An 18,558-nucleotide genomic window follows, 5' to 3' on the forward strand; every position below is an offset into this window, starting at 1 on the left:
GACGCATCGCACAGATCTAGCGGTCGTCACGTTCGTGACATACGCTCGGCGGATGGCCGACGCACCGCTGCCCGCGCCGAACGAGCGCGCGCTCGAGTCCGACATCGTCACGGACCTGCGCGAGCAGATGACGTACGGGTCGTACCTGCACCTCGACACGCTGCTCGCCGCGCAGGAGCCCGTGAGCGACCCGGAGCACCACGACGAGATGCTGTTCATCGTCCAGCACCAGACGACGGAGCTCTGGCTCAAGCTCGTGCTGCACGAGCTGCTCTCCGCGCGCGACCTGCTCGCGGCCGACGAGCTGGGCGCCGCGCTCAAGCGCATCGCGCGCGTCAAGCATGTGCAGCGCACGCTCACCGAGCAGTGGTCCGTCCTCGCGACGCTCACGCCGAGCGAGTACGCGCAGTTCCGCGGGTACCTCGGGCACGCGTCGGGCTTCCAGTCGTGGCAGTACCGCGCGGTCGAGTTCCTGCTGGGCAACAAGAACGCGCGCATGCTCGACGTGTTCGACGCCGAGCCGGACGCCCGCGCCGAGCTCGCCCGGCTGCTCGCCGAGCCGAGCGTCTACGACGAGTTCCTGCGCCACCTCGCGCGGCACGGCCACGAGGTCCCGCAGCGCGTCCTCGACCGCGACGTCACCGTCGCGCACACGCTCGACGACGACCTCGTCGAGGTCTTCCGCCGCATCTACGACGACCCGGAGACGTACTGGTCGGCGTACGAGACGTGCGAGGAGCTCGTCGACCTCGAGGACAACTTCCAGCTCTGGCGGTTCCGCCACATGAAGACGGTGCTGCGCATCATCGGCACCAAGCGCGGCACGGGCGGGTCGAGCGGCGTCGGGTTCCTCCAGAAGGCGCTCGACCTCACGTTCTTCCCCGAGCTGTTCGCGGTGCGCACCGAGATCGGGCGGTCGTGAGGCTCGGCCGGGCGGGCGACGGCGGCACGTGGCTCCCGCCGTTCGTCGACGCGCACGTGCACCTCGGCCTCGTCGACCCCGTCGCGGTGCGGCGCGGTGGGATCGCGGTCGTGCACGACCTCGGGTGGGTGCCCGACGTCGCGCGCACGTGGCCCGGCCGGCCCGGCTTCCCGGAGGTCGCGTTCGCGGGCGCGTTCCTCACCGCGCCCGGCGGCTACCCGTCGGACCGGTCGTGGGCGCCGCCGGGGTCGGTCGAGGAGGTCGGCTCTCCCGAGGCGGCCGTCGCCGCCGTCGACCGCCAGGTCGCCGCAGGGGCGTCGTTCGTCAAGGTCGCCCTGCACTCCGACGCCGGTCCCGTGCCCGACGACGTCACGCTCGCCGCGCTCGTCGGCCACGCCCACGCGCAGGGCCGGGACGTCGTCGCGCACGTGGAGGGGAAGGGCATGGCGGCGCGCGCGTTCGAGGCCGGCGTCGACCGGCTCGCGCACGCCCCGTTCTCCGAGCGCCTGCCCGACGACCTGCTCGCCGCGATGGCCCACCCCCGCCCGTCGCCCCGCCAGCGCAACGAGCCGCGGCCTCTCGCCGAGCACGACCCTGCCCGCCGTCGAGCACGACTTGACGGTCGAAAAGGGCCGGATAACGACCCTCAGGTCGTGTTCGGCGGGTCGCGGGTGAGCTGGGTGAGCACGCTCGACGTCCACGGGTGGGGGAGCCCGACGGCCGAGCAGGACGTCGCGATCGACAACGTGCGGCGCTTCGTCGCGCTCGGCGGGACGGTCGTCTACGGCACCGACCTCGGCAACGGGCCGCTCCCGCCCGGCGTGAACGCCCGCGAGCTGCGGGCGCTCGCGGCCGCCGGCCTCGACGCGCGAGCGCTGGTCGGGGCCCTCACGCACGACGCCGCGGCCGAGCGCTGCGTCTCCGCGCGAGTGCTGCGTCCCGGGACGCAGCACTCGAGCACGGACGCAGCGCTCGCGACCTGGATCCCCGGCGACCCGCCCGAGCTCGACGACCTCGACGCCGTCGCCACGTGGCTCGCGCGCGCCGTCGTCGTCCGGCGCGACCCTGCCCGCGGCCCCGTACACGGCCTCGCCCACGACCCCGCCCCGCCGGAAGGACGACCATGACCGAGGACCACGCCGCCCGTTCCGCCGCGCTCGACGCCGCCGACCCGCTCGCGCGGTTCCGCGACGCGTTCGTCGACTCGGACGAGGTGACGGCGTACCTCGACGGGAACTCGCTCGGTCGGCCCACGCGCGCGTCGGCCGAGCGGCTCGCGCGGTTCGCGACGGAGCGCTGGGGCGCGCGGCTCATCCGCGGCTGGGACGAGGAGTGGTACGACCTCCCGCTGACGCTCGGCGACCGGATCGGCGCGGTGACGCTCGGCGCGGCGCCCGGGCAGACGTTCGTCGGCGACTCGACGACGGTGATCCTCTACAAGCTCGTGCGCGCCGCGCTCTCGGCGCCGCAGGTCTCGGGCCGTGACGAGATCGTGCTCGACGCCGGGAACTTCCCGACCGACCGCTACGTGCTGGAGGGCGTCGCGCGCGAGCACGGCGCGACGCTGCGCTGGATCACGCCGGACCACGACGCCGGGGTCACGCCCGAGCAGGTCGCCGCGGTGCTCTCCGACCGCACCGCGCTCGTGCTGCTGAGCCATGTCGCGTACCGGTCGGGGTACGTGAGCGACACCGCCGCCATCACGACGCTCGCGCACGACGCCGGGGCGCTCGTCCTGTGGGACCTGTGCCACTCCGCGGGCGCGGTCCCGGTCGAGCTCGACGCGTGGGGCGTCGACCTCGCGGCGGGCTGCACGTACAAGTACCTCAACGGGGGTCCCGGCGCGCCGGCGTTCGGCTACGTGCGCGCCGACCTCCAGGGCGCGCTCACGCAGCCGATCCAGGGCTGGATGGGGAGCGCGGCGCCGTTCGAGATGGGCCCGGCGTACGCGCCGCACGACGGCGTCCGGCGCTTCCTCTCGGGGACGCCCGCGATCGTCGGGATGCTCGCGATGCAGGACATGCTCGACCTCGTCGACGCCGCCGGGATGCCGGCGGTCCGCGCGAAGTCCGTCGCGCTCACCGAGCACGCGACCGCCCTCGTGGACGACCTCCTGCTCCCGCTCGGCGCGCGGTACGCGTCGCCGCGCGACCCGGACCGCCGGGGGAGCCACGTCACCGTCGACCACGACGCGTTCGAGGCGACGCTCCCGCTCCTGTGGGAGCGCGGCGTCATCCCCGACTTCCGTCGCCCGGACGGTCTGCGCCTCGGCCTGTCCCCGCTCTCCACGAGCTTCGAGGAGGTGCGGGTCGGCGTCGAGGCGGTCCGCGACGCGCTGCTCGAGGTGCTCGGCGCCCGGGCGACCACGGGCGCGTCGGCGGGCGCGGACGGCACCGCGTGATCCTCGACGACCTCGACTCCCGGCCCGGGAGCACGACGTCGCTGCTGCGCACCGTCGTCGGGCTGTACCTGCGCGACGTCGGCGGGGTGGTCGCGGTAGCCGACCTCGTCGAGCTGCTGGGCGCGCTCGACGTCCCGCCCGTCGGCGCGCGCGGCGCGGTCTCGCGGGCGAAGGCCAGGGGGCTGCTCGCCCCGGAGACCGTCGACGGCCGGGCCGGCTACCGGCTCGCGCCTGGCGCCGGCCGGATGCTGGAGCAGGGTGACCGGCGGATCTTCGCCTACCGCCAGCAGGGCGAGGACGACCCGTGGTGCCTCGTGTCGTACTCGCTGCCGGAGGAGCGGCGCGCCGCGCGCCACCAGCTCCGGCGGCACCTCGCGTGGATCGGCGCGGGAACCGTCGCGGACGGGCTGTGGATCGCGCCGGGCCACCTCGTGGACGAGGTCGAGGAGATCCTCCTGGCGCTGGAGGTCCGCGACGCCGCGACGGTGTTCCTCGCGGGGGCGCCGCGCGTCGCGGGGTCGTTCGCGGACGCGGCGGCGCGGTGGTGGGACCTCGACCGGGTCGCGGCGCTGCACCGCGCGTTCCTCGCGCGGCACGGTGCCTCCCGTGCAGGTCGTGGCTCGGTGCCCGACGGCGGCCCGCCCGTCACGGAGGACGGCCCGCCGCGCGCCGCGTTCGCCCGGTGGGTACGCGCCGTCGACGACTGGCGGCCGATCCCGTACGCGGACCCGGGCCTGCCTCCTTCGGCGCTGCCCGCCGACTGGCCCGGCACGTCGAGCATCGCCCGGTTCGGCGACCTCCGGGCGGTCCTCGCGGCAGGCGCGCGCGAACACGTCCGCGCCGTCACGGGCCGCTGACCAGGGCAGAAGGCCGGAGCGTCGTGCTCCGCGGGTGGACCCGATCCGGAAATCGCCGACAGTTGCGGAGGCATCGGCCACCACGCGTGGTGGGGTTGCTCACACCGGTGTGACTTCACCCGGGTCTCAGACCTGGACGAGCGTCCAAGTCTGCCTACGGTGGTCGGGACGGGTCGTCCGACCCCGTCGCCCGCGACACCGAGACCCAGGTAGTGATGACCCGCTCGACCCTGACACCTGAACAGCAGACCCCCTCGACCCCCCGCCGCTCTCGCCGACGCCCGGCCGCCGCGCTCCTCTCCGTCGGCCTCCTCGCTGGTGCGGGTCTCGTCGTCCCCGCGACGAGCGCCACGGCCGCCGACGCGGTCAACCCGTTCGACCTGGCCGGTGGCTTCAGCGTCTACGCACGCGAGGACGCCCGCCTCGACAACCACGAGACGGAGGGGTCCGTCGCCGTCGGTGGCGAGCTGAGCGTCCGGGCCGAGGGCGGCATGTACGCGATCGTCCACCAGGTGGCCGGGACCGCCGACTACACGATCCCGACCGTCGACGGCGACCCGACCCGTCTGCTCGTCGGGTCCTACGCGCCGACGTCCGGGCTGGCGCAGATCACGAACGCCGGGGTCCCGGCCGACAGCGGCGCCGAGCTCGAGGGCTACCTCAAGGTCGTCGGTGACGACCCCGCGTTCGACACCTACCAGCGCGGCGACTGGGTGCGGTACCGCACCGAGGTCGACGAGGCCCCGTCGATCGATGCGACCAACCAGAAGTGGCCCGACGGCGCGACGACCGTGGCGACCCAGCGCGACTCCGTCGCCGCGTACGTGGAGGCGGGCGCCACGGAGACGGCCGAGGTGCGCCAGTGCCTCGCGGACCTGGTTCCTAGCGGCTCGGCCCACGTGCTCTCGGTGGCCGAGGACGTCGGCGACCGCGTCGTGCTCTCGGCGCTCGAGCCCGGGCGCCCGAACGTCGTCGACTACGCCACCATCGCGGACGCGTACACGGTGCAGTTCGCGGACGGCGTGCTCCCGTCGGCCGACACCCCGCTGGTCGTCTCCGTCCCCGCGGGGACGACCGACCTGCGCGGCTCGGTGTTCGGCGCCGAGGGTGCGGCGGCCCGCTCCGTCCTGTGGGACCTCTCGCAGCTCGAGGGCCCGGTCACCCTCGGCACCGGCGGGACGCGTCTCGACGGGTCGGTCTACGCGCCGACCGCGGACCTGACGGTCGAGGCGGCCCCGCTCGACGGCCAGGTCGTCGCGCAGAACCTCACGCTGCTCGGCGGCGAGGCGCACGCCTATCTCTTCGCCGGCTCGATCCCGTGCGCCACCGAGCCCGTCGTGGAGACCGGCAGCCTCACGGTCACCAAGCGCGTCGCGGGTGACGCCGCCTCCACCGTTCCGGCGGGGACGACCTTCACCGTCGCGTACGACGCCGACGGGTCGACGGGCGAGCTCACCGTGCCCGTGGGTGGCTCCGCGACCGTCGCCGACCTCCCGCTCGGCACCGAGGTCGTGCTGTCCGAGCCGGGTCTCCCCGCCGTGGACGGGGTCGAGTGGGGCGAGCCGACGTGGCAGGTCGACGGCGCCGCCGTCGAGCCGGGCGACGACGGGACCGTGCGCGTCGAGATCGGCACCACGGCGGACGTCGCGGTGGTGCTGACCAACACGGCGGACACGCCGGTCGAGCCGACGCCCACGCCTTCGACCCCCACCCCGACCGAGCCCACGCCCCCGACCGTGCCGGTCACGCCCGACGCGCCGACGCCGCCTGCCGCCGACGGCGGCTCCGACGGCCTGGCCACGACCGGCGTGCAGGCCTGGGGCGTCGCGCTCGCGGCGACCGTGCTGGTCGTGCTCGGCGTCACGGTCCTCGTCCTGCGCCGCCGCCAGGACGCCTGACCCGCGACCTCGCACGCCCGACGCCGCGTCCCCGATCTCGGGGGCGCGGCGTCGTCGTGTTCGGGCGCGCCCTGGACGGCCACCTGCGCGCCGTCGGGAGTTCACCGGGCGGACGGGTGCCCGCCACCCCGGCTCCGTACGGTGACAGCGCTTCCCACCACGGGTCCGGCGCCGCCACGGTGGTCCGACGGTCGTCGCCGCGCGGACCCCTGACCTGCGAAGGAACCCATGAACCCGCACGCCTCCCGGCCGCCCGGCGCGCTCGCGCGCGCGGCGGCGTCGGCGCTCGCCGTCTCGCTCGTCGGCACGGTGCTCGTCGCCGCGACCGCGACCTCGACGGCCGCCGCCGACGAGTCCCTGCTCTCGACGTCCGGCACGACCTGGCGCTACCTCGACGACAACACGAACCCGGCCGGTACCTCGGCCGGCACTGCGGCGGACCAGCGCGCGTGGACGACCACCGCGTTCGACGACTCCGCGTGGAAGACCGCGACCGGTGCGTTCGGCGCCAAGCGCGGTGCCGCGACGGGGATCGGCGCCGCGTTCCCCATCACCACGCTCCTCACCCAGTACATCGAGGGCACGACGACGGACGTGCCCACGTTCTTCTTCCGCACCGACGTGGAGCTCACCGCGGCGGACCTCGACGGCGTCCCCGCGTTCGAGGGCGAGATCGTCTACGACGACGCCGCGATCGTCTACGTGAACGGCGAGGAGGTCGTGCGCCTGGGCGACGACGGCCGCGAGATCACCGAGAACCTCCAGTACCACGGCAACGGCCGCACGGACCCGGTGACGGGCACGTTCGTCATCCCCTCCGACGCGTTCGCGCCGGGCGAGAACACGATCTCGGTCGCGCTCTACCAGGACGCGCCGACGAGCTCGGACATCTACCTCGACGTGCGCTCGCTCGTCCCGACGCACGGCGAGGTGCGCGACGTCGCCCTCAACGTCGGCGCGGACGAGACGCAGGCCAACGTCGCGTGGTTCTCGACCCTCCCCGGCGCGGGCGAGGTGCAGTGGACCCGTGCCGACGCAGCGGGCGGCGAGGTCGACTGGCAGGCGGCCGCGACCTCGTCGTCCCGGGACGGCACGGCCGCGGACGGCTCGACCTACCACCACGCCACGATCACCGGCCTCGAGGAGGACTCGGCCTACGCGTACCGCGTCGGCAGCGCGAGCACCGGCTGGTCCGCGCCGACGACGTTCACCACGGGCACGTTCGGCGACGAGTTCAGCGCGCTGTTCATCGGCGACGCGCAGATCGGCGCGAGCGGCAACGCGACGAACGACGCCACACGGTGGGCCGCCAACCTCGACACGATGACCGCGCGGCACCCGGACACCGCGTTCCTCATCTCCGCGGGCGACCAGGTGGAGAACGCGGGGAGCACCGCGCAGTACGCCGGGTTCCTCGCGCCGCGCCAGATGCGCGAGCTGCGCTTCGCCGTCCAGGACGGCAACCACGACACCGCGTCGGCGCTCTACGACCAGCACTACGCGATGCCGAACCTCTCGACCGAGCAGCGCCGCGACTACTGGTACGCGTACAACAACGTGCTCGTCGTCGCGATCGACTCGAACGACTCCGACCCGGCCGAGATCGCCGGCCACGAGGCCTTCCTGCGCGACGTCATCGGCACGCACGGTGACGCGTACGACTGGGTCGTCGTGACGTTCCACCACTCGCTCTACAGCCAGGCGTTCCACTCGCGCGACACCGACGTGGTGCGCATGCGCGAGGCGCTGTCGCCCGTCTTCAGCGACCTGGGCGTCGACCTCGTCCTCGCGGGCCACGACCACATCTACACGCGGTCGTACCTCATGGAGGGCGCGACGCCCGTCGTCCCGGCCGAGGCGCCGGCCGAGGGCGACGTGCTCACCCCGGACGAGGACCAGGTCCTCTACCTCACGGGCAACTCGTCGTCGGGGTCGAAGTTCTACGACTTCGACGGCGCCAAGCCGTGGACGGCGCGCTGGGAGCAGTCGCGCGAGGCCAGCTACTCCGACCTGGACGTCACGCCCACGTCCCTGACCGTCACCACCTACGCGACCGGGTCGCAGCGCGTCGTCGACCGGGTGACGCTCCAGCGCGAGGACGCGGCGGGCCCCGCGCTCGACGCCGAGACCAGCGCGCGCTGCCTCGCCGGCACGGCGTACGTCGCGGTCCGCGCGACGAACACGGGCGACGTGCCCGCCGACGTCACGCTCGCGACGCCGTTCGGCACGCGGACGTTCGCGGCGGTCGCGCCGGGCAAGGCCGCGTACCAGTCGTTCTCGACGCGGTCCGTCGCGGCCGAGGCGGGATCCGTCACCGTGAGGGGCGCGCTGCCCGACGGCGGAGCCTCCTCCGCGCAGGACGTGGCCTACCCGGCGGTCACCTGCGGCTGAACCTCCCTGCCGAACCCGGGGTCGTTCCCCAGCGCACGCTCGCGCTGGGGAACGACCCCGGGTTCGGCGTCTCAGGAGGTCGCGTCGTCGAGCGGCTCGACGACGATCCCGCCGAAGCGGGCGTCGCGCGCCCGGTGCTCGACGCCGCCGATCCAGACGCGCCCGCTCCGCACCGCGTCGGACGCGGGGGAGCGGTCGAGGTAGTGCGCCTGGTAGCCGCCGCCGAAGTCCACGTTCGTCAGCGAGACGGCGCGACCCGCCTCGTCGGTGACATCGGCCTCGCACCACGCGCACACGTGCCGCGGGTAGCGAGGGTTCTCGCGGAGCAGCGTGCCGCACAGCGGGCAGTACTGCGTGCGCACCGCCTCGGCGCCGGCCGGCGCGAGCGCGCCCGTGCGGACGAGGCCGCCCTGCGCGGTGCGCCGGGCGAGCGCGGTGAGCTGGCGCCGCGCGATCCCGGGCCAGCCGTGGACGGCCCGCGCCCACTCGTCCGGCACGGCGCGGGCTCCGTAGCGCGCGCCGAGGAGCGCGCCGGCGATGGCCGCGACCGTGTCGGTGTCGCCGCCGATCGAGACGGCGGCCTGGAGCGCGGCCGCGAGGTGGTCGCGGTGGGCGAACGTCGAACCCTGCGGCGCGGCGGTCGTCGCGATCGCGTGCCACGCCGCCTGGAGAGCGGTGACGGTGAAGCCGTTCTGCCGCAGGTCGGCCGTGGGCCGCGCGAGCTCGGCGTCCGCGATCCATGCGGACCAGCGCGCCGCCGCGTCCGGGTCGAGGAGGTCCAGCCCCGCGCGCGCGTCGAGACGCTGCTCCGTCACGGCGACGCGCACCGCCTCCGACCAGAGCACGCACGACTCGGCGGCGAGCGGGTCGGTGTGCGTGATCTCCGCGACGGCCCGGGCCGCGCGGGCGGTCGCGTCCCGGTCGTCGAGAGCGACCAGCCCGACGACGCCCGTGCGCATGAGCGCGCCGTTCCCGGCCGTGCGTCCGGTCGCCGCGTGCAGGGCGGCCGACGCCTCGCGCAGGCGCGTCGCGGCGGGTCCCCGGCGGGCGGCGGCGTCGCGCAGCACGGCGGCGGTCTGCGCCCCGACGTCGGTCGCGCCCCCGGTGCGCCACGCCTCGAACGCGGCCGCGACCTCGTCGAGCGGGGTCGCGCCGAACGCGTCCGGGACCTGGGAGAGCACGTCGTGGGCGGCCGTGACCCGGGCGACGCACACCGACATCTGGGTGTCGTCGCTCCACTCGCCGGGGGCGTACGGGCCGAGGCCGCCGCCGCGCATGACCGCCACCGCCTCCGGCTGCCCCGGGCCGGGCGGCTGCGCGAACTCGTACGGCACCCCGAGCGCGTCGCCCGCCGCCTGGGCGAGCAGCACGCCCGACGCGCGGTCGAGCAGCCCGTGGTCGAGCGGGTCGAGGGGTTCGCGGGAGGGCGGAGGCGGCGTCGTCGTCACGGCGTGATCGTGCCACGATGAGCGGCATGACGACGACGCCCGACGACCTCGCCGCCCTCATCGCCTCCGTCGAGGCGGACGAGCGTGACCTCGTGCTCCGCACCTTCACGCACGACGACGCGTGGCGGCTCGGCTGCCTGCTCGTCGAGCTCGCCGACGAGCGCGACCTGCCCGTGACGATCGACGTCCGCAAGGGCCCGCAGCAGGTGTTCCACGCCGCGCGCGAGGGCACGACCCCGGACAACGACTCGTGGGTCGAGCGCAAGGTGCGGGTCGTCGAGCGGTTCGGGGCGTCGTCGTACCTCGTGGGCCTGCGCGCCCGCGCGAAGGGGACGACGTTCGCCGAGCAGCACCAGCTCCCGCTCCAGGAGTACGCCGCCCACGGCGGCGCCTTCCCGATCCGTGTCGACGGCGTCGGGATCGTCGGCGTCGTGACGGTGTCCGGGCTCGCCCAGGGGGACGACCACGCGCTGGTCACCGAGGCCCTGCGGTCCTTCCTCCGCTGAGCCGGGCAGACGGACGGGGCCGGCACCCGAGGGTGCCGGCCCCGTCCGTGGTCCGGTCGCGCAGGGGGCGGGCGCGACCGGGGTCGGAGCGCCGACGCGACGTCGTCCGCCGCGCCGGCGGTGCGGCGTCAGGCCGCGCGCGTGACCTCGATGCGCTGGGGAGCACGGCCGGCGAACACGCCGGCGACGGTCACGGTGAGCACGCCCGCGTCGTAGGACGCGCGGACGGCGTCGGCCTCCGCGGTCTTCGGCAGGGTGACGGTGCGGCGGAACTCGCCGAACCGCACCTCACGGATGCGGCGCCCTGCCGGGGCGGCCTCGGCCGCCTCGTCGGTGCTGGCCCCGTCCGTCCCCGCCTCGGGCTGCTCGCCCTCGGTCTCGGACGTCTCGGCCGCGGGGGCCTCGACGGCACGCTGGTCGCGACGCTCGCCGCGGACGACGAGGCGACGGCCCTCGAGCTCGACAGTCACGTCGCGCTCGGGGTCGACGCCCGGCACGTCGAACCGGGCGACGAGGTCGTCGCCCTCGCGGTAGACGTCGGCGGCGGGCGCGTAGCCGGACCGCGCGGCGGGCGCGCCGACCGGGCGCGTCCAGAGCTGGCGCACGACGCGCTCGGTGGGGAGCGGGCGGAACGGCGCCACGGTGTAGGTGCTGATCATGGGGACCTCCAGGTTCCGTGCCACGGTCTGCCCGTGGCGTCCTGACCTGTCCAACCTTGAGCGGGACCGGCTCAGTCCCGAGTTCGCGCACGACGAACGCCGCCCGCCTTCTGGGTGGAAGACGGGCGGCGCGGAGAGCGGAGCTTAGAGGCCGTGCTCAGAGGCTGTGCGCGGTGATGTCGCCGTGCGTCGTGGTCGCGCGGATGTCGAGAGCGGCGGTGCCGTCGTTGCGGAGCGAGTTGCTCACCCGGCCGTACCCGGTGCTCGCGTCGAGCGTCGCGGACACCCCGGATGCTGCCGCGACCGCGACGTCGCCCAGCTGGGTGCTGAGCACGACCGTGCCGCGCTCCGCCTCGGCGACCCGGACGTCTCCCTTCGCGGTGGTGATCTCCGCGGGGCCGGTCAGACGACCGACCGAGACGTCGCCGGCCTGGGTGACCAGACGGACGGATGCCGCCTCGTCGAGCGTGATCGCGCCGTACTCGTCCGCGGCGGTGACGTCGCCGAGCCGGCCGACGCCGCGCAGCTCGCCGCTGCCCGTGACCTCGACGTGCGACCCGGCAGGAAGCTGGATCGTCACCTCGACGGCACCGGACGGTCCGAAGGCCTCGTGCTTCGCCGGCGCGGCCGCGACGCGGACGACGCCGTCGTGGTGCTCGACCGTGGTGCGCTCGGCGGCCGTCACGTCGCGGTTCTTGGACGCGTCGAGCGGGAGGACCTCGACGACGGTGTCGGCCCGGCCCGAGGCGATGAGCTGGACCCGGGCGGCGGGGGCGTCGATGACGGCGGTGATCGGGGCGGGGGTGTCGAACGTGTGCATCGTGATCAACTCCTGGAAGGTCGTCCTGGTGATTTCCAACACCGTGAACGCTACGTAGCGTTCACGGTGACGGCAAGAGCAATGTTGCTGTGAGTGGGCATATGCGCAGGTAATCGGACATAAACTGGTGCAATGGCGCAGGTGCAACGCAACGTGAGGCGTCGTCTGCGTTGCATCGATGGCAGGTGAACGCTAGCCTCGGGCGGTCGGCACGAGCGGAGGAGGACCACCATGCCCGGAGGAAGGCTCACCAGGCAGGAGCGCCAGCAGATCGCCCTCGGGCTGGCCGACGACCTCGCGTACGCGGAGATCGCCCGCCGGCTGGACCGACCGACGTCGACCGTCACGCGCGAGGTGATGCGCAACGGCGGACCCGGCGCCTACCGGCCCGACCTCGCGCAGCACGCCACCGAGCGCCGCGCGCGCCGCCGCCGGGAGCCGGGTCCGGCCACCGCGTCGTCGCCGTCCCGAGGTGCCGACGCCGTCCGCGAGTACGAGGAGACGTTCACGGCGCTCTTCATGCAGCAGGGCCTGCCGCGGATCGCGGCGGGGGTGCTGACGTGCCTCTACACCGCCGACACGGGCAGCCTCACGGCCGCCGAGCTCGTCGAGCGTCTTCGGGTGAGCCCGGCGTCGATCTCCAAGGCCATCCCCGTCCTGGAGAGCCACGGTCTGGTCGTGCGCGAGCGGGGCGAGGGCCGCCGCGAGCGCTACGTCGCCGACGGCGACGTCTGGTTCCAGTCGATGATCGCCGCGGCGCGGAACAACGCCCAGCTCGCCGAGACGGCTCGCCAGGGGGTCGCGATCCTCGGACGGAGCAGCCCCGCCGGCGCGCGGCTCGAGAACATGGCGCGCTTCCTCGACTTCGTGGGGGAGAGCATCGCCCGGGCGGCCGAGCAGGCGCGCGATCTCCTCACCACCCCGGGAGACGCCGTCGGGGAAGACCGCACCACTGCGAAGGACTGAACCGTCTGCGCACCGCGCTCACCCGCGGCGCGCGGCACGCCGGGCCTTGCGGGCGGCGGCGGCGCGCTCCTCCGCCTCGTCGAGCCGCGCGTCGGCGCCGTCGAGCGACTCCTGCGCCGCGGCCGCGGCGTCGCGCGCCTCGGCGAGCCGCGCGCGCAGGTCCTCGCGCTCGTCGGCGAGCCGGGCCAGCTCGTCCTCGACGCGCCCGAGCTTGTCCTCCACCTGCCCGACGGCGTCGCCCGCCGCGCGCACGCGCGTGTCTGCCTCGTCGCGCTCGGCCTCGAGGCGGTCGACCTCGGCCGCCGTCTCCTCGACCTCCCGCTCGGCGGCCGCCACGGCGTCCTCCTCGGGAGGCGCGCCGTCGGCCGGGCGGGTGTCGGCCCGCGCGGACCGGGCGCCGGGCGTCGTGCTCGTCTCCGGGTCCGCGGCTCCGGGCCCGCCCGCGCCCGCGGTGCCGCCGGTCCGCGCCCGGAGCTCGACGACGTCGGCGGGTTCGCCTCCCTCGTCGACGATCCCGAACCCGACGTGCTGGAGGGCCTGCGACAACCGACCGGCGCGGACGAGCGCGCCCGCGTCCGGGTCCATGACGGCGGCGGTGAGCGTCTCGGCGAGCCGGTCGAGCGCCGTCGCGGACACGGCCCGGCCGGCGACCTCTCCCGCGTCGCGCAGCTCGGCCACGACGCGCTCCACGCGCTCGCGCCGCAGCCGGTCGAGCGTCCTGATGCGCGTGCGGTCGCGGTCGGTCGTCGCGTCGCGCAGCTCGTCGCCCAGGCTGACGAGCGCGGCGACGTCGTCGGGCCGCTCGCGCGCGACCTGGTTGACGACCCACGCGGCGACGGTCGGCTTCGCGAGCCGGCCCACGCGCTCGGCGCCGACCGCGTCCCCCGACGCCTTGATCTCCTTCGCCGCCGCGGTGCGGGCGACCACGAACTGCTCGAGCGGCAGCGCGAAGAGCCCGTCGACGAGCGCGTCGACGTCGGTACCGTCCCCGACCGGGGCGTCGGCGCCGCGCGGGGCCTTCGGACTCATGACGCCCAGCGTCGCACCCCGGTGCCGGACGTGCGCCCGCTCGCCGGCTCGCCCCGGGCGGCGAGCAGCGCCGCGAAGGCCGTCTCGGTGACGACGGGGATGCCGTAACGGCGGGCGGTGCGGGCCTTGGTCGAGAGCGAGTCCGGGTCGGCGGCGACGACGAGCCGGCTCCGGCGCGTCACGTAGGGCCAGGGGGAGAGGCCGGCGGCACGCACGTCGCGCTCCCAGGCCTCGCGCGTGCGCGACATCGACCCGGTGAGCACGACCTCGTCGCCGTCCGCGAGCACGAACGCCGGGCGCGGTGCGACGGCCAGCTCCGCGGCGAGCCGTGCTCCGAGCGCCGCCTCGACGGCTCCGGCGACGTCGTCGGCGTCGAGGCCGAGCTGGCCCGCGACCTCGTGCAGGGCGGGGTCGTCGCGGACGGAGCCGCCGTCGTCGCGGTCGCCCGCGGAGGTCGCGCCGTCGAGGGCGTCGAGCTCCGCCCGGGCGAGGGCGGTCAGGTAGTCGCGGTGCACGCTCTCGACCGTGGCGCGGTCGAGCCCGGCCCGCCGCGCCTCGGCGAGGAGCGCGGCACGCTCCGAGTGCGAGACGTAGCGGTCGAGGAGCGCGGCGTCGAGCAGTCGCAGGTAGGTCGCGGTGTCGACGTCCGGGCGCTCGGTCCGTGCGGGCGCGGCACCCGCGCGGGCGCCCGGCGCCTCGTCGAGCCCGGCGAGCCAGTGACCGTGGGCGCGGCTCGCGCCCCGCAGGACCGGCTCCACGCCGGGGAGCGCGGCGGGCAGCGACCACCGCACCCCGTCGGCCGCGGCGCGCGCCACGTCCCAGCACTCGTCGTCGGCCGCCACGTCGAGGTAGTACCCGAGCAGCCCCGCGGTGGCGCGCGCGTCGCCCAGGGCCGAGTGGACGCCGTCGTGCACGACGCCCACCGCCGCGCAGCACGCGGCGAGCGCGCGCGAGCCCGTGAGGTAGCGGCTCGCGAGCTGCTGCGTGCACAGGCACGCGACGGGGTCGATCGCCGCGGCGATCCCGGCGCGCCCGATCTCGGCGCGCAGGAAGCGCGTGTCGAACGCGGCGTTGTGCGCCACGAGGACGCGCCCGGCGAGCAGGCGCAGGAGCGCAGGGGCGACGCGGTCGAACGTCGGGGCGAGCGCGACGTCGGCCGCCGCGATGCCGTGGACGTGCTGCGGCCCGAGGTCGCGCTCGGGGTTGACCAGGGTGGACCACTCGTCCTCGACCTGGCCCGCGGCGTCGACCAGCACCACCGCGACCTCGGCCACCCGGTCGCCGAGGCGAGGGGAGAACCCCGTGGTCTCGAGGTCGACGACGGCGAATCCGGGCACGGGCACAGTCTGCCCGACGCCGCCCACGTCTCGTGCCCGCCGTGCTCAGGTCGGTGCGCAGGGGATTCGCACAGGGGTTTCGCGCAAGCCCCCGTGGGCCTACGCTCGCGAGCACACGAGCCTCCGCAGCGTCGCGTCTCGTGTGCGACTCGGCCGGACCCCGACACGACCGGGGTCGGTCGGCGGGGGCCACTGTCGAGGAGGATGCGTGAGACCACGAACGATCGTCCCGTCTGCCGCCGCCGCGAGCCTCGTGCTCGCGGCTCTGACCGCAGCGCCCGTCGGCGCTGCCCCCGGAGGCGGCCTCCGAGCCGCTGACGGGCCGCCCCCGCTCGAGGACCTCGTCACCGGCGACGCGGTCATGCAGCGGCTCCAGGACTTCCAGGACATCGCGGACGCCAACGGCGGCAACCGCGCGATGGAGACGCCCGGCTACGAGGCGAGCGCCGTCTACGTCGAGGACGCCCTGCGGGCCGCGGGCTACGAGCCCGAGCGCCAGTACTTTACGTTCGAGGACCTGGTCATCGACGACCTGTCCCTCACCGCGGCCGGCGTCGAGGTGACGTCGGACGTCTACCCGGCCGAGTTCGCGCCGGACACCCCGGACGACGGCGTCACGGGCCCGATCGTCCAGCCCGCCGACGCGCTCGTCCAGGGCTGCACGGCCGAGACCTGGGACGGGGTCGCCGTCACCGGGGCCGTGGCCCTGGTCAGCCGCGGCTCGTGCCCGTTCGCGGACAAGGCCCGGTTCGCCGCGGAGGCCGGCGCCGCCGCCGTGATCCTCTACAACAACACCGACGGCGCGCTGAACCCGACCCTCGGCGAGGAGAGCGACGTCTGGGTCCCGACCGTGGGCATCACGCAGGCCGACGGCCAGGCGATCCTCGCGGCGATCACGGGCGGCGCCGAGGCGGTCGCGACCTACGACCTCCAGACGCACGTCGAGGAGTTCGAGACGTTCAACGTGCTCGCCCAGACGCCGGGCGGCCGCGACCACAACGTCGTCATGATCGGCGCACACCTCGACGGCGTCGAGGACGGGCCGGGCATCAACGACAACGGCTCGGGTTCCGCGGCGATCCTCGAGGTCGCGGTGCAGCTCGCCGCGGCGACCGACGGCGGCCAGGACGTCGAGAACGCCGTCCGGTTCGCGTGGTGGGGCGCGGAGGAGGTCGGGCTCCGCGGCTCGACCCACTACGTGAGCGACCTCGCCGCGAACGACCCCGAGGCGCTCGACGACATCGCGACGTACCTCAACTTCGACATGGTCGGCTCGCCGAACTACATCATCGGCGTGTACGACGCGAACGAGTCGACGTACCCCGCGCCCGTCGAGGTGCCGCCGGGCTCGGCGGAGACCGAGGCGGTGTTCACCGACTACTTCGACGGCATCGACCAGCCCTGGGTCGACACCGAGTTCTCCGGACGTTCCGACTACCAGGCGTTCATCGAGAACGGCGTCCCGGCGTCCGGCCTGTTCACCGGCGCGGACGGCTCGAAGACGGCCGAGGAGGTCGCGCTGTTCGGCGGCACCGAGGGCATCTTCTACGACCCGAACTACCACTCGCCGGCCGACACGATCGACAACGTCGACGCGACCGCGCTCGACATCATGTCGCGCGCGATCGGTCACGCGGTGGCGGCGCTGTCCGAGGACACGTTCGCGATCAACGGCGTGGGCAACCCGCGCGTCGACGCGATCGAGGCGGAGGCACGGTGCCTGAACGGCACCGCCTACGTCGCCGTCCGTGCGACCAACGGCGAGGACGAGCCCGTCTCGCTGCGCCTCGTCACGCCGTTCGGGCAGCGGGCGTTCGGTCAGGTCGCGCCCGACGCGAACGCGTACCAGTCGTTCGCCACGCGGTCGGCGTCGGTCGACGCCGGCACCGTGAGCGTCGTCGCGCGCCTCGCGGGCGGCGGGGAGAACCACTCGCAGACGTACGACGTCGCGTACGACGCGATCGCCTGCGGCTGACGCAGGGTCGTTAGACGGGCGGGGCCGTCCTCCACGGGGAGGGCGGCCCCGCCTGCGTCCGCGGGCGAGCGCCGAGCGCCGAGCGCCGTGCGGTGCGACGGGTCGGCGGGGTCGCCCCCGCCGGGTCTACGCTGGCCCGCGGTGCGCCGTCGGGCGGCGCGACGGACAGGGGGGTCACGTGGCGAAGGAACCGTTCCTCACGACGACGGACGACGAGCCGGGCGAGGGCCCCGACCTTCCCGGCACGACGTCGGGCGACGAGCGCAGCACCCTCGCGCGGCTGCTCGGCGAGAAGCGCCTCCTGCGCGTCCCCGCCCTCCCGGCGCTGCCGCGACCCACGCTCCCGCGGCCCCCGTTCTCGCTCCCCGTCCCGCTCCCCGGCCGACGCGCGCGGCGCGACGACGTCGACCCGGCGCGCGAGTCGGCTCCCGAACCTGACCTCGACACCGCGCTCGAGGACGCGCTCGTCGAGGCGCTCACGGACGACGCTGCCGTGGCCGACGGCGCCGACGGCGCGGACGACGGTCCGCTCGACGACGCCGCGGACGGCGGCGCGTTCGACGAGGTCGTCGCGGAGTGGGTGCGGCGCGCGATCGCGGCCTACCCGCGGCCGTCGTACCCGATCGAGCGCGAGTGGGACGTGTCGGTCCAGGGGGTCGTGCGGCTCGTCCCGTACGTGCCGAGGTTCGCGACGGCGCCGCTCGCGCTGCTCGACCGGTTCGGCGCCGTCACGATCGGCCCGCAGCGGGTGGGACTCGACGGCAAGGACGTGGACTGGGACCGCGTGGTCGAGGTCCGCACGGCGCCCGCGTGGACGTGCCTGTCGGCCGAGGCGCTGGAGGTGAACCTCGCACAGTACGTCGTGGCGCTGCCCCCGCTGCCCGGCCGCGCGTGGGTGCTGCGCAAGATCAGCGAGCTCCTGCTCTCGCTCTACCTCGCCGTGCTGCCGCCGGACGCGGACGGCGACGACGTCGTCGCCGACGCGCACGCGCTGCTCGGCGCGACCGGCGACGAGGGCGAGGCCGCGGACCGGCCCGACGGCGACGCGGACGTGGCCCACGCCGACGTGCCACCGGACCCGATGTTCGACCGGGTGGTCACGCAGGTCGTCTACCAGCGGCGGTTCGGGACGGGCGAGGCGCAGGCGAGCACGACGTCCGTCCTGCTCCAGCTCGCGCTGCGCGGCGCGACGGACACGATCGTCCGCACGGCCGCGGAGCGCGGGGTCGAGGTCGTGCACGTCCGCGCCGAGGACACGAGCGTCGGATCGGTCGTGGCGCGCGCGGCGACGTGGCGCCGCACGGCGCTCGACCTGCGCGACCGCGTGGACCGACGCCTCGGGCGCTGAC

Annotated in this window: 15 protein-coding genes; 10 read left to right on the forward strand and 5 right to left on the reverse strand. The window is 75.2% G+C overall.

The window, feature by feature from the left end; all coding sequences use genetic code 11:
• Positions 1-52 precede the first annotated feature (52 nt).
• The 6 genes from kynA to FB00_RS20850 all read left to right on the forward strand — a co-directional run bounded on the left by kynA (position 53) and on the right by FB00_RS20850 (position 8,469).
• Complete coding sequence (gene kynA, locus FB00_RS02290) at positions 53-922, forward strand: tryptophan 2,3-dioxygenase (RefSeq protein WP_047231139.1); 870 nt, start codon at positions 53-55, stop codon at positions 920-922.
• Complete coding sequence (locus FB00_RS02295) at positions 919-2,049, forward strand: hypothetical protein (RefSeq protein WP_052877373.1); 1,131 nt, start codon at positions 919-921, stop codon at positions 2,047-2,049. The genes kynA and FB00_RS02295 overlap by 4 nt, the downstream gene beginning before the upstream one ends.
• Entirely contained in the window at positions 2,046-3,323 is a 1,278-nt protein-coding gene (locus FB00_RS02300; RefSeq protein WP_047231140.1) for a kynureninase, read from the forward strand. Before FB00_RS02295 ends, FB00_RS02300 begins: the two co-directional genes overlap by 4 nt.
• Entirely contained in the window at positions 3,320-4,180 is an 861-nt protein-coding gene (locus FB00_RS02305; RefSeq protein ID WP_047231141.1) for a PaaX family transcriptional regulator C-terminal domain-containing protein, read from the forward strand. The genes FB00_RS02300 and FB00_RS02305 overlap by 4 nt, the downstream gene beginning before the upstream one ends.
• Before the next feature lie 215 nt (positions 4,181-4,395).
• Positions 4,396-6,078, forward strand: a complete 1,683-nt coding sequence (locus FB00_RS02310; protein ID WP_047231142.1) for a collagen-binding domain-containing protein — start codon at positions 4,396-4,398, stop codon at positions 6,076-6,078.
• Positions 6,079-6,306: 228 nt separating this feature from the next.
• Positions 6,307-8,469: a purple acid phosphatase family protein gene (locus FB00_RS20850; protein WP_052877374.1), complete on the forward strand. Its 2,163-nt coding sequence runs from the start codon at positions 6,307-6,309 to the stop codon at positions 8,467-8,469.
• Between the two features lie 71 nt (positions 8,470-8,540).
• Here FB00_RS20850 and FB00_RS02320 read toward each other — a convergent pair whose 3' ends face one another.
• A complete protein-coding gene (locus FB00_RS02320; RefSeq protein WP_082140869.1) occupies positions 8,541-9,917 on the reverse strand; it encodes an ADP-ribosylglycohydrolase family protein in 1,377 nt (458 codons plus the stop codon).
• A gap of 26 nt (positions 9,918-9,943) precedes the next feature.
• On the opposite strand from FB00_RS02320, the gene FB00_RS02325 reads away from it, so the two are divergent.
• The gene (locus tag FB00_RS02325) at positions 9,944-10,423 is read left to right on the forward strand and encodes a heme-degrading domain-containing protein (protein WP_047231143.1); all 480 of its coding nucleotides are present in this window, start codon (positions 9,944-9,946) and stop codon (positions 10,421-10,423) included.
• A gap of 128 nt (positions 10,424-10,551) precedes the next feature.
• Here FB00_RS02325 and FB00_RS02330 read toward each other — a convergent pair whose 3' ends face one another.
• On the reverse strand, positions 10,552-11,082 hold the full coding sequence (locus tag FB00_RS02330) for an Hsp20/alpha crystallin family protein (protein ID WP_052877375.1): 531 nt from the start codon (positions 11,080-11,082) through the stop codon (positions 10,552-10,554).
• Positions 11,083-11,239: 157 nt separating this feature from the next.
• Positions 11,240-11,941 (reverse strand): DUF4097 family beta strand repeat-containing protein, encoded by a 702-nt coding sequence (locus FB00_RS02335; RefSeq protein WP_231581664.1) that lies wholly within the window; start codon positions 11,939-11,941, stop codon positions 11,240-11,242.
• Positions 11,942-12,133: 192 nt separating this feature from the next.
• On the opposite strand from FB00_RS02335, the gene FB00_RS02340 reads away from it, so the two are divergent.
• A complete protein-coding gene (locus tag FB00_RS02340) occupies positions 12,134-12,868 on the forward strand; it encodes a GbsR/MarR family transcriptional regulator (RefSeq protein ID WP_047231145.1) in 735 nt (244 codons plus the stop codon).
• 18 nt (positions 12,869-12,886) lie between these two features.
• Here the strand turns inward: FB00_RS02340 and FB00_RS02345 are convergent, their stop codons facing one another.
• A complete protein-coding gene (locus tag FB00_RS02345; protein ID WP_047231146.1) occupies positions 12,887-13,897 on the reverse strand; it encodes a hypothetical protein in 1,011 nt (336 codons plus the stop codon).
• A complete protein-coding gene (locus FB00_RS02350) occupies positions 13,894-15,234 on the reverse strand; it encodes an exonuclease domain-containing protein (RefSeq protein WP_047231315.1) in 1,341 nt (446 codons plus the stop codon). Before FB00_RS02350 ends, FB00_RS02345 begins: the two co-directional genes overlap by 4 nt.
• A gap of 208 nt (positions 15,235-15,442) precedes the next feature.
• Here FB00_RS02350 and FB00_RS02355 point away from each other — a divergent pair, with 208 nt between their 5' ends.
• Both FB00_RS02355 and FB00_RS02360 read left to right on the forward strand, forming a co-directional pair.
• Positions 15,443-17,209 (forward strand): M28 family peptidase, encoded by a 1,767-nt coding sequence (locus tag FB00_RS02355; RefSeq protein ID WP_082140871.1) that lies wholly within the window; start codon positions 15,443-15,445, stop codon positions 17,207-17,209.
• A 178-nt stretch (positions 17,210-17,387) separates the two neighbouring features.
• Entirely contained in the window at positions 17,388-18,557 is a 1,170-nt protein-coding gene (locus FB00_RS02360; protein ID WP_047231147.1) for a hypothetical protein, read from the forward strand.
• Position 18,558: the final 1 nt, after the last annotated feature.

This window comes from Cellulosimicrobium funkei (assembly GCF_001019615.1).
GTDB lineage: Bacteria > Actinomycetota > Actinomycetes > Actinomycetales > Cellulomonadaceae > Cellulosimicrobium > Cellulosimicrobium cellulans_E.

Excerpts from the sequence above, each read along its gene's own strand:
- kynA (WP_047231139.1), top strand. The coding sequence starts at position 53 with ATGGCCGACGCACCGCTGCCCGCGCCGAACGAGCGCGCGCTCGAGTCC.
- FB00_RS02300 (WP_047231140.1), top strand. The coding sequence starts at position 2,046 with ATGACCGAGGACCACGCCGCCCGTTCCGCCGCGCTCGACGCCGCCGAC.
- FB00_RS02310 (WP_047231142.1), top strand. The coding sequence starts at position 4,396 with ATGACCCGCTCGACCCTGACACCTGAACAGCAGACCCCCTCGACCCCC.
- FB00_RS20850 (WP_052877374.1), top strand. The coding sequence starts at position 6,307 with ATGAACCCGCACGCCTCCCGGCCGCCCGGCGCGCTCGCGCGCGCGGCG.
- FB00_RS02325 (WP_047231143.1), top strand. The coding sequence starts at position 9,944 with ATGACGACGACGCCCGACGACCTCGCCGCCCTCATCGCCTCCGTCGAG.
- FB00_RS02330 (WP_052877375.1), bottom strand. The coding sequence starts at position 11,082 with ATGATCAGCACCTACACCGTGGCGCCGTTCCGCCCGCTCCCCACCGAG.
- FB00_RS02340 (WP_047231145.1), top strand. The coding sequence starts at position 12,134 with ATGCCCGGAGGAAGGCTCACCAGGCAGGAGCGCCAGCAGATCGCCCTC.
- FB00_RS02345 (WP_047231146.1), bottom strand. The coding sequence starts at position 13,897 with ATGAGTCCGAAGGCCCCGCGCGGCGCCGACGCCCCGGTCGGGGACGGT.